Origin of the sequence: Streptomyces sp. ALI-76-A, from assembly GCF_030287445.1 — a bacterium.
GTDB lineage: Bacteria > Actinomycetota > Actinomycetes > Streptomycetales > Streptomycetaceae > Streptomyces.
This window is the reverse complement of sequence record NZ_JASVWB010000002.1, coordinates 1,160,662-1,173,125: the sequence shown is the minus strand read 5'-3', so window position 1 is coordinate 1,173,125 and position 12,464 is coordinate 1,160,662. Positions and strand designations below refer to the sequence as shown.

The following is a 12,464-nucleotide window of genomic DNA, read 5'->3' as shown; positions in this document are numbered from 1 at the left end:
TGTGGGGCTCGCTCCTGGAGAAAGAGCTCAGTTCCACGTCCGATACGGCGCCCGTGGGTACACCGACGACTTCGCCACCGGCTCAGACACCTCAGCGGACGGCACCGCCTCCCCAGCCGCGCGACGTCCCCACGACGCCACCGGCCACCAGCAACCCTCCGGCCTCGCCGACGACGGGCGCGGTGGTGCTGCGGATCATCGACGGAGACACCATCGATGGGCGCGGCGACGGCAGCATCGTGCCGAAGGACACGGTGGCCCGGGTACGGCTCCTGGAGATCGACGCGCCGGAGAGGGGCGAGTGCTTCGCCGGCGCCGCCACAGCTCGCGCTGCGGCGCTGCTGCCGACGCGCAGCAGCGTACGCACCAAGCGCGATGACGAACTCACCGACTGGTACGGCCGATCCTGCTGTACGTGTGGAACGAACAGGGCGTCTTCGTCAACGAGTCCCTCGTCCGCGGCGGCCAGGCCAAGGCGGCCCCTGAGGTAGCTGCCCTCAGCCTGTCCCGGCTGACCGACTCGTCGAAAGGCAGGCCGGAGGCCACCGCCCCCGGCTGGTCTTCCGGTCCCGGGAGCCGCAGCGGCGCCTGCCGCTGACGATATGTGGGTGGTGGTGTTCCGGATCGTGCTGGCATCCGGCACTGCGGTTTCAGTCCTCGTCCCTCCATCGAGGTACTGTCCAGGCCAGCACGTAGCCGAAGCCGTTGAGGGCCCAGTGCAGCGCCGCGGGCGCCAGCAGACTCCCGGATCGGCGCCGCAGCTCGCACAGGACGACCCCGGCTGCGGTCGTGGCGACAACGGCGGCCGCGACCGACAGCGCGGTGCCTGTCGGCCCGGTGCCGAGGACCGCTGCGGCCGCGTTGGCCCGGCTCAGCCCGCGCGAGGGAAGCACATGCCAGAGCCCGAACAGCAACGACGACACCGCGGTGGCCCACGCAGTACCGTGCCGACGCCGCACCATGGCCCACAGGACACCGCGGAAGGCGGTCTCCTCCAGCAGCACGGTGCCGACCGGCACCCGGATCAGCACCCGCCACAGCAGCTGTCCAAGGGTCAGGCCCGCGGCGCGCTCGTCCTCGAACGCCTCCCTCGTGGCCGGCAGAGCAAGCCCGACCAAGAGGACGGCAAGAACCGCACCCACCAGGACCGATGCCCACCGCAGGCCCCGGTACAGGGCAACCGTATCGAGCCCGAGATCGGCCCGGGTGAGACCGTCCCACCGGGCGATCAGCAGCAGCGCGGCAGCCGCGACCACGCAGGTGAGTACGTAGGTGCCGGGCGCGAGCCAATTGTTGAGCAGGTTCGCGCCCACCAGGACGGCGAGGACACAGAGCATCCGCATGGTGCCACCAGCATCCCGCGATTCCGCCTCACGAGCCGGGACGATGAGCGCTACGGCTGAGGAGTATTCCAGTCCAGGCGCTCGCGATGGAGGTGCACCATGGCCATCCACCCCAGTGCGAAAACACCGAGGGTGGCCGTCCCGGACGCTGCGAAGGCCGCGCTCTCGCTGTCCAAGAGCTGCGCCACGGTCTGAAAGGAGAGGTGACATCCGACGCCGGCCGTGATGTCGCCGGCGGCGACACGAAAAGACCCCCAGGAACGGCGGTGGTCCGCACGGCGCGCGCGGCCGCGTCGTCTGGCCCTCACCGGGCGGGCGGGCCTGCGCAGCGCGAACGGGCCAAGCCTCCAGGCGATCTTGCCCGAGGTCCCACAGGATGGTGCTGGTTGCCCGGCCGCGGGAATGGCCGCAGGCAGCCGTTTCCGCACGCGCGGCCCCTCTGGCCGGCCGCCTAACCCCCACCACCCCCAGGAGCACCCCCATGGCAGTGATGACGGACGCGCTCGTACCGGCATTGGAGGATGCCCGTGAGGCGCATGAGGCGGTCGTCGACCGGTTCAGGGCGGATGTGACGATCACGCCGCCCGGCCCCTACCGGCAGATGCTCGAGCGCCAGGTGGACGACGTCCAGGACAGCCTTCAGCGCATCGAGCACCACGTGCGCGAGCTGCGGCCCCGCAGCGGGCTGGTCGGGGACACCGTGAATATGGCGCGGTTCATCTCACGCAGCGCCGTGCGCACCGCCATGCTGCCGCTGACCATCGGATCCACGCTCGTGACGGAGATGCTGCGCGGCCGGTGGCCGAACGACGAGCGGCGGCTGCTGAGGAATGCTGAGGACGAGTACGCGGTCACAGCCCGGGCGCTGGCGGCCTGCCGGGCCGGCCAGAGCATCGCCGAAGAAGTGCACGACCAGGCCACCGCCGACCTGCTCGCCGCACTGCGCCGCCAGGACGAGGAACTGCTCGAACGGCTGGAGGACAGCGTCGCCCAGAACGCGCGGGCCGTGGCGGCCGCGGCCAACGGCTTCGTCCAGGAGAACGGCGGCGGCTGGACCGACGCGGCCGCGCGCGCCGTGCGGACCGCCGCCGACCGAGTGCAAGACGTCGCCCAGAGCGGCGGCCGGCGGGCCAGGGGTGCGGCCGAGGGCGCCGTGCGGGAGATGCCCGATGCGGCCCGCATGGCCGAAGAGGTCCAGGGTGCCGTGACCCGGGAGCAGGAGTTGCCGATCACCCGCTTCAGCCAGCTCAGCGTCGACGACATCAAGCAGCAGCTGCGCTCACTGTCCCAGTCGGACCTGACGGTCATCGAGGGATACGAACGCACCCACGCCAACCGGCCCGGAGTCCTGGACGCCATCGAGCAACTGCGCGGCAGCGAACCCTGGGACGGCTACGACACCATGAACCCCGACAAGATCACCGCCCAGCTGCAGAACGTCCCCTCCAGCGTCGCCCACCAGGTCCTGGACTACGAACGAAGCCACCGCCGGCGCCGGGAGGTCATCTCCGCCGCCGAAACACGCACCGCCCCGTGAGCCAAACGGGCGAGTGTGCCGACCCTGGCAGGTGAACGGAGGCAGGCACTCGCGCTGCAGGCACGCGGAGACGGACACAATGAGCAAGCCCTGGAGCGACCCTCACTCAGGCTCCAGGGCTACTCGCGACCCGGGTGTAAGTCTCCGGCTGTGATCTCGATGTGGCGCGGCTTGGCGGCTTCGGCCTTGGGCACCTTGACGCTGAGCACGGCCCTCGTTCAGCTTCGCGTCGACGCCTTCGGCGTTGATCTCGCCGGGCAGGACGGCCCGGTACTGAACCGGCCGGTCCGCCCGGAGGCGCCCCCCCCAACCGTGCCAGGCTGCCCCAGCCCCTCATCGTGTCCCCAACTGCCCGAGACGGCGCCGATTGCTTCGTGGCACCTGCCCTCAGGCCAGTTCGGAGCGGCCGAACAGCAGCGCGTAGCCGGGTGGGAGTTGGGTGAGGATGCGGTGCAGGAGGTCCGTGCCTGCAATGTCGGCCAGGGTGCTCAGGACGGCGCCGGTGTCCCAGCGGGCGGTCTCGGGGGTGGCGCCCTCGATGAGCAGGGCGACAGCTTCGACGAACTCGTGCGGGGTGAGCGGTTTGGTCGCCGACAGCGGTTCGAGCAGCAGCGGCTGACACTGAGCCGGAAGCTGGTCGGCGAGTTCCTCGCGTTCGGAGCCCGGCAGATGGGCACCCAGGGCGGCCAGCACCGACCGGGTGACCCGCTCGGCCTCCCGCGTGGTGGTGTACTCGCCGCGTTCTTGCACCTGGGCCAGGAACGGTTCCCATGCGATCGCCACGGTGGCCTCCCTCATCGACGTGCCGCATGTGCGCATTTTCAGGGTCGGCCTGCCCGCGGCCGGCCGCCCCGGGCGCAGCAATCACCGGGGGCGGTGGCGCGGACGTGACCCACCCGGCGGGGGCTTCGGTGGTCAGATGCTGATCTGCTGGCGGCCCTCACCCGGCGCTGACGACGGTCTTGCGGGGCTTGGCCTGCTCGACGACCAGGATCGTCAGGCGCAACACGACGACGTCGTAGAGGCTGCTTGTTCGGCAGCCGCTTCACGTCGAGTTGAGACGGTGATCTCACCTCGTACATGTCCAGGCGGTGGCCTTCCATCCGCACTGGCGGGGCGCTGTGGTCACGCCGGGCGGATGTTCTCCGCCTGCGGGCCCTTCTGGCCCTGCGTGACGTCGAACTCGACTTTCTGCCCCTCCTGCAGCTCGCGGAAGCCCTGAGCGGCAATGTTGGAGTAGTGGGCGAAGACGTCGGGTCCGCCGCCCTCCTGCTCGATGAAACCGAAACCCTTTTCGCTGTTGAACCACTTCACGGTGCCCTTGGCCATGACCTGCTCCTTCGAGGAAACCCGGGCTCGCACCGTGCAGGCCCGGGAGGTGATCGCCCTGGTCCGGAGAGGCGCTGAACAGCAAGAACGCCCATGATCGTGATCACGGGCGAACGGGACTTCGGAACCACGACTGCTGGATAACGACGCTACACCGCGCGGCCGGCAGCTGCTACGTAACGACGCGGCCGTGTGCCGCACCGCCGAACCGAACGGGCGCACGCCGTGTACAGAGTTCGAAGCCGTGACGGATCCGCGTTGCCCGCACTTGCCCGGTGGGCGGATAGCGGTGTCAGCCGCGCTCGATGGCGGTGAGGAGATCGCCCAGGCTCGGGTTCTGGCCCGGGCCTTTGACGGATCTGCGGGTCCAGCACGGATTACCGGTGTCTGACCGCGTGATGGGCATGGTGGAGCTGGTGGTGAGCACGTTCGTTTGAGGGTCGGCACGCCGCAGTGAAGCGTCGTGGGGGCTCCGCACCGTGCACAGGCCGGGGTCCGGTGTGCCTCGTCGCGTGGTTGGCCCAGCGATCGTGAATGATCTGGGTGTGACATCTGCAGCTTGGGGGGCGCTGTAGTAGGAGGCCGCGAGGGCGGCTGTGAGGCCCGCTTCGCCCCCCGTGAGCGGGTACTCGTGTTGGGGTAGGCAGGCGCTCCCCCGTCGCCTGTCTACCCCTGCACTCAGGCCGCACGGCTCGGCCCCCGCTCCGCCCGCGCAGTCGAACCGGCACCGGTGCCCGGCCAGCCGACGCCGGTTGTCTGCGCTTTTGTTCTTGGGCGTATTGCGCCTGTCCGACGACGTCCGGGTGGAGTTCGAGCTGACCTGGCTTGAATGAGCAGATCGGACTGAGTAGCCGCCGTGGGCCGATCCGGTGCGGACGGCCCCGAGCATCGTGGTGTCTTCCCTTGCGCCCGACACGGCGAGAGGGTTGAGGTCACGAAGGGGGACAACGCTCCCCGCATGCATGAACAGGGGCACCGTTCTCGGACGGCGGACCCGTGAACCGTCCGTTGGCAAGGGACATGATCGTGATCTCTGTGCTGCGGGAGTTGCGCCGGCTGGCCGAGCAGACCCCGGCGCACCGCGATCGCCATGTCGACCTGCTGCGCGCGATCGCGATCGTCACCGTGGTGGTCGGCCACTGGCTGGCCGTGCACGTGACCTACGACGGGACGCTGCGCGGCGACTCCGTCCTGGCGCTCGCGCCCTGGACGCGTCCGTCCACCTGGCTGTTCCAGGTCATGCCGGTCTTCTTCCTGGTCGGTGGTTTCGCCAACGCCGCCTCCCTGGCCTCCCACCGCGAGCGGGGCGGCAGCACTACCGGCTGGTTGCTGCGCCGTACCGACCGTCTTGTCCGCCCCGCCACGGCGCTGCTGGCCGTGCTGGCCTTGGCCGCGCTCCTGTCCAGGGCGCTCGGCGTCGATCCCGGCCTGATCGGCACCGCCGTATGGCTGGCCGCCATCCCGCTGTGGTTCCTGATGGCCTATCTGGCCGCGGTCGTGTTCACGCCTCCGATGCTCGCCCTGCACCGCCGGTACGGGCTGGCCGTACCGATCATGCTGACCCTCCTGGTGGGCTTGGGCGATGCGGCACGGCTGGGGCTGCGGATTCCTTACGTGGGAGAGGCCAACTTCCTGTTCGCCTGGCTGGCCGTGCACCAGCTCGGCTTCGCCTGGCAGGACGGGCGACTGCCCGACCGACGCGGCATCGCGATCCCCCTCACCCTGGCCGGACTCGGCGCCCTGGTGCTGCTGACGGTCCTCGGCCCATACCCGATCAGCATGGTCGCGGTGGCGGGGCAGGAGATCCACAACACCTCACCTCCCACGCTGGCGCTGATGGCGCTGGCCGCCACCCAGACGGGACTGGCTCTGCTGGTGCACGACCCGGCCCGCCGGTGGCTGCGCCGCCTGGGCCCGTGGACGGCCGTGGTGACGGTCAACTCGGTGATCATCACGCTGTTCCTGTGGCACATGACCGCCGCCGTGCTGGGCGTGCTGGCGTTGTATCCCACCGGGCTGCTGCCGCAACCCCCACCGGGGTCACCGGCCTGGCTGGCGCTGCGCATTCCCTGGCTCCTCGTGCTGGCCCTGATCCTCACGGTGCTCGTCGCCGTCTTCGGACGCATCGAGCGGCGCAGAGGTCCCCATCCCGGGCCGGGCCGAGCGACCGGCGTACTGCCGAACCTGCTCACTCTCACCGGTACGGCCGGTGTGCTGGCCGGGCTCCTCGGCATCGCCCTGGCCGAACCGGGAGATCACCATCCCGCCGGCCTGCCCACCCCGGCCCTCGCCGCCTACTTCGCAGGTGCCGCCGTGCTGCGGCTCGCCCGCCAAATGAGACGTCCGCACCAACGGTCGTCCGACTCCTGCTGCGCAGCAGTCCGGCCGGGGCGAGGCAACTGATGAAGCCGGTCATGGAGGTCTGCGACTTTACGGCACGGTGCCGTGGCAGCTGACGCAGCGGAAGTGGACGCTACTTTGCGGGGCCGGGCAAGCGCCGTAGCCGGTACGGTGGCGGACTGCCCTGGCGCGGCGCCGACGCTGAGGAGGGGGCATCTCACGCGTCCGGCTGGCCGGAAGGAAGGATGCGACTCCGGTGCTGGCCAGGGCAGCCGCGTTCGAGGGCCACCATCGATCAGGGTACGACGCACGCGAGTCGCCGGCAGCCTGACCTTTTTACGCCTGTGCACGCTCTGGTGCGGTGAGTCGGCAGCGGGTGCGTGGACGTCGGGGCGGACCGGCTTGCTAGCCGCTGCTGGTCATGCCGTCGATGATGTCGAGGATGGCTTTGCAGCGGGTGCAGTTGTCCTGGGCAAGTGCGCGCAGTTCCCGGACACGGGACTGCAGTTGCGCTTGGTGCTCGGGGTATTCGTCCCACAGCCGGTCCACTTCCGCCAGCAGCAGCCCGGCCTGTTCGCGCGCCACACCGACCAGTGCCGGGGCGCCGATCCGGCGGGCGAAGTCGAAGACCTTTCCGGCGTACGACAGCGGCAGCACCGGCAGGCCGGACATCGCGGCGAAGATCAGGAAGTGCAGGCGCATTCCGACGGCCAGGTCCAGGTGGCGCATGAAGCCGAGCACCTGTCCGGGGCTGTAGATGCTGTTGAGGATGCGCGCGCTCGGGTGCGGTCATGTGGGACAGCGCGGCGTGCGCGTGGCGTACGTCCTGCTGTTCCGGGGCGCCGGTGGCCATTCCGGCCCTGGCTGCCGCGGTGCCGCGCCCGGGTGCTCGGGCGGTGTGGTGGGTGAGCCAGCGGGCGAGTGGCACGCCCTCGCGCCGGGGCCCAAGACCCCGGGCGAGCCCTGGCACGTTGAGTTGTTCGGCGACGTGCCAGGGCCAGGCCTGCGGGTCGGCTCCCGGGCGGTGCCGGCGCTGCTCCCAGGCCCACATGGCCTCGGCGAGCGTCACGGTCTCGGGGTAGACGACCGCGGGAGCCGTCCGTCGCTGGCCCTTGGGCATGCCGAGGGCGTCTTCCCTGCGCCGCCACGTTTGGCCGCCGACCTGGCGGCGGTGGACCCACCACCACATCGCGACCTGGTGGGCGTCCGCGACGAGCGGGTCACTGCCGGGCCGAGCCGGTGTACGAAGGCCCGGTGCTGCAGAAGTGCGCGGGCCAGCTCGGGCAGCGGAGTGGTGTCGATGAGGTAGCCGCCGTGGTCGCCGACCAGCCAGCGGCGGCCGCACCCGCACGGTGTCCACAGGCGGTCGAAGGAGACCAGCCAGGCGCCTTCTTCCATGCACAGCGGGCAGCCGGGCAGCGGCCCTCGCCCGGCGCCGCGCGGCCACGCTGCACTGCGCACCTGGAGTGTGTCGTCTTCGAGGAGGTGCGTGGTACGCAGGTGGGGCAGGGCGCGGGCCAGCTGGTCGGCCGGGCGGTGGATCAGGTCCGCGAGCAGGTGCAGGCTCGGGGGCGACAGGTAGACCTCGGCGGCCGGCCGCAGGGCGGGTGTTCGGATGCGGCGGCGGGGCTGCAGGGCGCGCAGCAGTTCGCTGTGCTCCAGCGCGTTGGCGGCCGCCGTCCGTGCCAGGTAGGAGGCCGTGGTCTCCCCGGCGATCAGCGGCACCCGCAACGGGATGATCGAGGCGCCGGTGCGGGAGCGGGCTCGGGTGCTGCCCAGCCTTCCGTGGAAACGCCGTCGAGCTTGCTCCGGTGGAGCCTGTATGAGGCTCTCCGGGCTCGGCGGCGTTCGCGGCCGGGTGCGGTGGACAGCCGCTCCCGCCGTTGACAAGGCCAATCGGTGATCACGCGGTATGGGCGGATCGGCCAGGTCGTTTCGCGTGCGCGCCCGTAACCAGGAAGACCACGCGGCACGCGACCGAGACGGCGTGGTCGGCGAACCGCTCGCAATACCGGCTGGCCAACGTGACGGCGGTGTCCACACCGTGACGCTGCTGGAAGACGGTGCAGCCGTTCATCCGGTCGCCGTCCTTCTCCGGCGCCGCCCGCCGTATGCGCGATGAGGGCATCGGCGCGATGCTGAAAGAGAAGACGCACCCGGGACTGGGGCCTCATCCGGAGCAAGCAGGTATGCCGTCCACCCGCTGTCCGCAGAAAGGACGATCGCGCCATCCGGGTACGAACATCGGCCTTCGAAGAGCCGGAAGGAGCCACGATGGACCACGACACCTTCATCGGGTAGGTACAGTCCCGGGCCCATCTGGACAGCCGGGGTACCGCGGAGGCCGCCACCCGCGCCACTCTGGAAACTCTGGCCGAGCGCATCCCCGCCCCCCTGGCGGACAACCTCGCCGCCCAACTGCCACAGGAAATCGGTGAGCATCTGCACCGCGTCGCCACCGCCCCGGATCAGCCGGAAACCGGTGTGCGGATGGAGTACCAGGAATTCCTCAACCGCGTCGCTCAGCGCGCGAGCGCCGACATGGCCAAGGCCACCCACGAGGCCCGCTGCGTCGTGGAGGTCGTCGGCGAGGCCACCCAGGGTGGCCTGATGAGCAAAGTCCGCCAGTCGCTGGACGACGAACTCGCCAGCATTCTCTTCGCCGGGAGCACCGGCAGCGTCACCTGACGTCCCGGCAACAATCACGGGGCGGGCAAGCTGACCCTGCGCTGCAGAGGAGGCCGCGATGGAGGAGCGCTTCGTCTGGGTGACCACGCGCCGCCTTCGGCCAGGCACCCTGGAGCAATTCGAGGGAGCGTGGCAGCCAGACCCCTACCCCGAGGGTCTGCGCCGCGCCTTCGCGTACTGGTCCGAGGATGGACGGGAGATCACCGGCGTCTCCTTCTGGGACTCTAAGGAGGCGTGCGATTCCTGGCGGGCCTCCGAGTCCGAGGCGCAGCGGCGCGTCAGGATGGCCCCGTACGTCGTCGAGGAGCAGGAAGGCTTCTACCAGGGTCGTGAACTCGCCGCCCCCAGCGGTAGCCACGGCCGGTCCCGAGGTCGGCAGTCCTGAAGGTGGCGATACGAACAGTGGCGGTCAATGATCACGGCGGGGCCACCATGCAGCGTCAGTGCCTGCCGCGACGGAGGTCGGCCCGCATGGACCAGGGAGGCATTCCATGCGCATGCAGTGGGACGAGTTCCTGGCAGCGGTGCAGGAGCGGGGTGAGTACAGCACACCGCAGGAGGCTGAGCGGGCCGCCCGCGTTGTGCTCGCCCTCTTGGGCGCACACCTGGTGGGTGAGGCACGAGCCGAGCTGGCATCCCGGCTTCCCGAAACGTTCGCCATGGTGCTGCTCAACCCGCTCCAAGCCCACGAACCGCTCTCCCCGGAGCGGTTCATCCGGGCCACAGCGGCATGGATCGAGGGAGCCACCGAACAGACAGCGACCTGGGATGTGAGCGCGGTGCTCAGCGTTGCGGCCGATGCCGCGGGCGAAGACCTGATGGGGAGAGTCCTCCTGCAGCTCCCCCCCGGGCTACGATCTGCTCTTTGGCTGGCCGCGGCCAGCCACGCCCGGGAACGAGGAGCCGGAGCCCTCATGACCAGTGATCTCTCGGCACCAGTGCGCGGGCCGCGCCACCAGCCCCCTGCTTCACCCTGCGGATGATCATCTCACTGAGCGGTGCGCGAGCACGGTGAGGGCGGACGGCGTGCGCGACGAACGCGCTGATCGTGAGGGCGCGCAACTCGCGCACTTCGCCGCGCCAGTAGGTGTCACCCGCATGGCTGCCCCGGGGCGTCGGCCCCTGTGGGCCGTGCTGGTATGGGAGGGGCCTCCACTCCTGCGGAAGAGTCGATCATGCATGAAATGTGGTGCGGTGCAGACGCCTCGGGAGAGCCGGTGTGGCACGTGCTGACGACCGACAAGACCCTGACGCTGTGCGGCGTCGACAAGCGTGAGGAGCCCCGCAACCAGGCGGTGGACAAGCACTGTCTGCCGTGCATGAAGGCATTCCAAGCCGTGATGGCCTCCACGACGTCCTGATCAGTCGCAGGTGTCCCATTGTCCGGGCCAATACCGCTCGGCGGTCGCGGGTGCCACCCGGCTCGCCGGCACACGATGGGCAGGCCCGAATCGGGGCGCGCCGGCCGGTGTCAGCCCCAGCCACGGGGGAACGTCGCAAAACGGCGGTTCCCCGGCTGGACTGCGGACCCGCTCGCCGAGTTCAACGACCTCTTCGGCCGCCTGGGCAATCTGTGGAGTCCACCTTCGGCGGCGCCCTGGCACCGATAGCGGAGGGCGCGGCATGGGCGCCGCTGACCGACATCGAGGAAACCGATGACGCCTTCCTGATCGAGATCGATGTCCCCGGCGTCAAGCGGGACGACATCAACATCGAGTTGAACGACCGGGAGCTGTCCATCTCCGGCGAGTACAAGGAACGCGAACGTACTGGCGTCCTGCGCCGCGGCACGCGGCGGACCGGCCGTCCGGCCGGTTCGAGTACCGCACTCTGCTTCCCGGCGAGATCAACACGGAGAATGTGGACGCGGCCCTCAGCGAGGGGGTGCTGACCGTCAAGGTTCCCAAGGCGGAGGCCGCCAAGCCACGGCGCATCGAGATCACGGCCGGCGAATGACCGCACCCCGCACAGGCCCTACGCGTGCCGTGCGATCTGCCCGGCCCCACAGGCCGTAGCAAGCGCGATGCCGCCCCGGGACCCGCATGGTGCTCCCGGGGCGGCTTCCTCTTGTGCCCGGTCAGCTGCTGGGGATGCGCCTCTCAGCGGCTGAGATGACGTCCTGGCGCTGCCGGTGGTGCTGCTCGTACTCCATCACCTGGCGGACCACGCCGGAGGGAGCGTCCTGCAGCCGCGCGGTGATCTCGGCCGTGCCCATGGCGTCGTAGCCGTCCCACGGCTCACTGCCGCGCAGTCGCTGGATCGCCTGCAGCACGCCCTTGCGGCGGGCATGCGCGCGCTCGTAGCCCTCGATCACTGTCAGTTCCGACTGGGACAGTGTGCGCAGCTGCTGCTGGATCTTGTCGGTGCTGAGCTGGCTGAACCCGGCAATCGGCAGACCTCCTCCCGCGTGACCGCTCCCTGAACGTCCTCGGCCATGCGGCCAGGCTGCGCCGTCTCCCGCAGCGCGCCTTCGGCCGCACCCCTGGCCTGTCGGCCGCCGCGCCGGGTCACCTCACGCGCCCGCTCGAAGACAGCCCGCACCGTGTGGACTGCCGCGTCGGCCAGAGCTCCGCCGCCCTGGGCCGGCCGGGAGCCGTTGGTGGGCGTGCCTACGGCGCGGGCGTGCTCGGCGAGGCTGTGCTCCAGGGCCTGCAGCAGTTCCTCGTCCTGGCGGCGCACCGAGCCGAGCGCGTCGGCGGCGGCCTGGTCCTCGACGTGCTCGACGAGGGTCTCACCCGCCCGCGACGCCGCCAGCGCACGCGCGGCGGCCGCGTACTCGTCCTCCGTGTTCCTCAGCAGTTGCCGCGCATCGGCCGGGCCCGTGCCGTACAGCAGCCCCGTCACGATCTTTGATCCCGCCCGACAGCGGCAGCATCGCCGTGCCCGCCGCGCCCCGCGTGACGAACCGCGCCGTAGCAACCGCCGAGCCAACGACTCCCCGCCGCAGGCAGCCCCGTGCGGAAAGCGAACTGTCCGACCCTGCGGGTCCGTCGACGCAGGATGCCGCCGCGCTCCTTGTCCTTGACCTCACCGCGCACCGTGAGCTCGGTGTCGAGAACCTCGACCACGACCTCGTCCCTGCGCAGGCCAGGCACGTCCAGTTCAAGGACGTAGGCGTCGCCGGTCTCCTCCACCTCCGCCGGGGGCTCCCACGGCTCGTCGGGGACCAGGCCACCGCCACCGGGGACAGCCGACTGCCACAACTGCCCGCGCGTCCTCGGGCCGCG

General features: G+C 70.5%; 15 protein-coding genes and 3 pseudogenes. 9 read left to right on the top strand and 9 right to left on the bottom strand.

What is annotated here, in order from left to right; genetic code table 11:
- Positions 1 to 415 precede the first annotated feature (415 nt).
- A complete protein-coding gene (locus tag QQS16_RS06175; RefSeq protein ID WP_286060602.1) occupies positions 416 to 598 on the top strand; it encodes a hypothetical protein in 183 nt (60 codons plus the stop codon).
- A 52-nt stretch (positions 599 to 650) separates the two neighbouring features.
- On the opposite strand, the gene QQS16_RS06170 is transcribed toward QQS16_RS06175, so the two are convergent.
- Complete coding sequence (locus QQS16_RS06170) at positions 651 to 1,343, bottom strand: CPBP family intramembrane glutamic endopeptidase (protein WP_286060601.1); 693 nt, start codon at positions 1,341 to 1,343, stop codon at positions 651 to 653.
- Between the two features lie 481 nt (positions 1,344 to 1,824).
- Between QQS16_RS06170 and QQS16_RS06165 the strand changes: the two genes are divergently transcribed.
- Positions 1,825 to 2,880, top strand: coding sequence for a hypothetical protein (locus QQS16_RS06165; protein ID WP_286060600.1), 1,056 nt, complete (start codon positions 1,825 to 1,827; stop codon positions 2,878 to 2,880).
- A 387-nt stretch (positions 2,881 to 3,267) separates the two neighbouring features.
- Here the strand turns inward: QQS16_RS06165 and QQS16_RS06160 are convergent, their stop codons facing one another.
- Both QQS16_RS06160 and QQS16_RS06155 read right to left on the bottom strand, forming a co-directional pair.
- Positions 3,268 to 3,663 (bottom strand): DUF2267 domain-containing protein, encoded by a 396-nt coding sequence (locus tag QQS16_RS06160; protein WP_286060599.1) that lies wholly within the window; start codon positions 3,661 to 3,663, stop codon positions 3,268 to 3,270.
- 342 nt (positions 3,664 to 4,005) lie between these two features.
- On the bottom strand, positions 4,006 to 4,209 hold the full coding sequence (locus tag QQS16_RS06155; RefSeq protein ID WP_007379522.1) for a cold-shock protein: 204 nt from the start codon (positions 4,207 to 4,209) through the stop codon (positions 4,006 to 4,008).
- 1,020 nt (positions 4,210 to 5,229) lie between these two features.
- Between QQS16_RS06155 and QQS16_RS06150 the strand changes: the two genes are divergently transcribed.
- Positions 5,230 to 6,612: an acyltransferase family protein gene (locus tag QQS16_RS06150; protein WP_286060598.1), complete on the top strand. Its 1,383-nt coding sequence runs from the start codon at positions 5,230 to 5,232 to the stop codon at positions 6,610 to 6,612.
- 342 nt (positions 6,613 to 6,954) lie between these two features.
- On the opposite strand, the gene QQS16_RS06145 is transcribed toward QQS16_RS06150, so the two are convergent.
- The 3 genes and pseudogenes from QQS16_RS06145 to QQS16_RS06135 form a co-directional block, all read right to left on the bottom strand.
- Positions 6,955 to 7,278 (bottom strand): polysaccharide pyruvyl transferase family protein, encoded by a 324-nt coding sequence (locus QQS16_RS06145; RefSeq protein WP_502963768.1) that lies wholly within the window; start codon positions 7,276 to 7,278, stop codon positions 6,955 to 6,957.
- A gap of 336 nt (positions 7,279 to 7,614) precedes the next feature.
- The gene (locus QQS16_RS06140) at positions 7,615 to 8,274 is read right to left on the bottom strand and encodes a TniQ family protein (RefSeq protein ID WP_286060597.1); all 660 of its coding nucleotides are present in this window, start codon (positions 8,272 to 8,274) and stop codon (positions 7,615 to 7,617) included.
- Positions 8,275 to 8,452: 178 nt separating this feature from the next.
- Positions 8,453 to 8,644, bottom strand: a pseudogene (locus tag QQS16_RS06135) (hypothetical protein); the annotation flags it as partial.
- A gap of 218 nt (positions 8,645 to 8,862) precedes the next feature.
- On the opposite strand from QQS16_RS06135, the pseudogene QQS16_RS06130 reads away from it, so the two are divergent.
- The 6 genes and pseudogenes from QQS16_RS06130 to QQS16_RS06105 form a co-directional block, all read left to right on the top strand.
- A pseudogene (locus QQS16_RS06130) lies at positions 8,863 to 9,237 on the top strand (DUF2267 domain-containing protein); the annotation flags it as partial.
- A gap of 58 nt (positions 9,238 to 9,295) precedes the next feature.
- Positions 9,296 to 9,622: a hypothetical protein gene (locus QQS16_RS06125; protein ID WP_286060596.1), complete on the top strand. Its 327-nt coding sequence runs from the start codon at positions 9,296 to 9,298 to the stop codon at positions 9,620 to 9,622.
- 106 nt (positions 9,623 to 9,728) lie between these two features.
- Positions 9,729 to 10,155: pseudogene (locus tag QQS16_RS06120) on the top strand (DUF2267 domain-containing protein).
- A gap of 257 nt (positions 10,156 to 10,412) precedes the next feature.
- Positions 10,413 to 10,598: a hypothetical protein gene (locus QQS16_RS06115; protein ID WP_286060595.1), complete on the top strand. Its 186-nt coding sequence runs from the start codon at positions 10,413 to 10,415 to the stop codon at positions 10,596 to 10,598.
- Complete coding sequence (locus QQS16_RS43885; RefSeq protein ID WP_502963888.1) at positions 10,553 to 11,128, top strand: Hsp20/alpha crystallin family protein; 576 nt, start codon at positions 10,553 to 10,555, stop codon at positions 11,126 to 11,128. The genes QQS16_RS06115 and QQS16_RS43885 overlap by 46 nt, the downstream gene beginning before the upstream one ends.
- Complete coding sequence (locus QQS16_RS06105; RefSeq protein WP_286066231.1) at positions 11,083 to 11,193, top strand: Hsp20 family protein; 111 nt, start codon at positions 11,083 to 11,085, stop codon at positions 11,191 to 11,193. Before QQS16_RS43885 ends, QQS16_RS06105 begins: the two co-directional genes overlap by 46 nt.
- Positions 11,194 to 11,314: 121 nt before the next feature.
- Here the strand turns inward: QQS16_RS06105 and QQS16_RS06100 are convergent, their stop codons facing one another.
- Genes QQS16_RS06100 through QQS16_RS06090 form a run of 3 tightly spaced genes read right to left on the bottom strand, consistent with a single transcriptional unit; the run spans position 11,315 to position 12,371 of the window.
- Positions 11,315 to 11,551 carry a hypothetical protein gene (locus tag QQS16_RS06100; RefSeq protein ID WP_286060593.1) on the bottom strand — a complete coding sequence of 79 codons (237 nt, stop codon included), beginning with the start codon at positions 11,549 to 11,551 and terminating at the stop codon, positions 11,315 to 11,317.
- A 2-nt stretch (positions 11,552 to 11,553) separates the two neighbouring features.
- Positions 11,554 to 12,081 carry a hypothetical protein gene (locus QQS16_RS06095; protein WP_286060592.1) on the bottom strand — a complete coding sequence of 176 codons (528 nt, stop codon included), beginning with the start codon at positions 12,079 to 12,081 and terminating at the stop codon, positions 11,554 to 11,556.
- Positions 12,078 to 12,371: an Hsp20/alpha crystallin family protein gene (locus QQS16_RS06090; protein ID WP_286060591.1), complete on the bottom strand. Its 294-nt coding sequence runs from the start codon at positions 12,369 to 12,371 to the stop codon at positions 12,078 to 12,080. The genes QQS16_RS06095 and QQS16_RS06090 overlap by 4 nt, the downstream gene beginning before the upstream one ends.
- Between the last annotated feature and the right edge of the window lie 93 nt (positions 12,372 to 12,464).

Coding starts and splice junctions, on each gene's coding strand:
- QQS16_RS06170 (WP_286060601.1), bottom strand. CDS start 1,343: ATGCGGATGCTCTGTGTCCTCGCCGTCCTGGTGGGCGCGAACCTGCTC.
- QQS16_RS06165 (WP_286060600.1), top strand. CDS start 1,825: ATGGCAGTGATGACGGACGCGCTCGTACCGGCATTGGAGGATGCCCGT.
- QQS16_RS06155 (WP_007379522.1), bottom strand. CDS start 4,209: ATGGCCAAGGGCACCGTGAAGTGGTTCAACAGCGAAAAGGGTTTCGGT.
- QQS16_RS06150 (WP_286060598.1), top strand. CDS start 5,230: ATGATCGTGATCTCTGTGCTGCGGGAGTTGCGCCGGCTGGCCGAGCAG.
- QQS16_RS06145 (WP_502963768.1), bottom strand. CDS start 7,278: ATGCGCCACCTGGACCTGGCCGTCGGAATGCGCCTGCACTTCCTGATC.
- QQS16_RS06125 (WP_286060596.1), top strand. CDS start 9,296: ATGGAGGAGCGCTTCGTCTGGGTGACCACGCGCCGCCTTCGGCCAGGC.
- QQS16_RS06115 (WP_286060595.1), top strand. CDS start 10,413: ATGCATGAAATGTGGTGCGGTGCAGACGCCTCGGGAGAGCCGGTGTGG.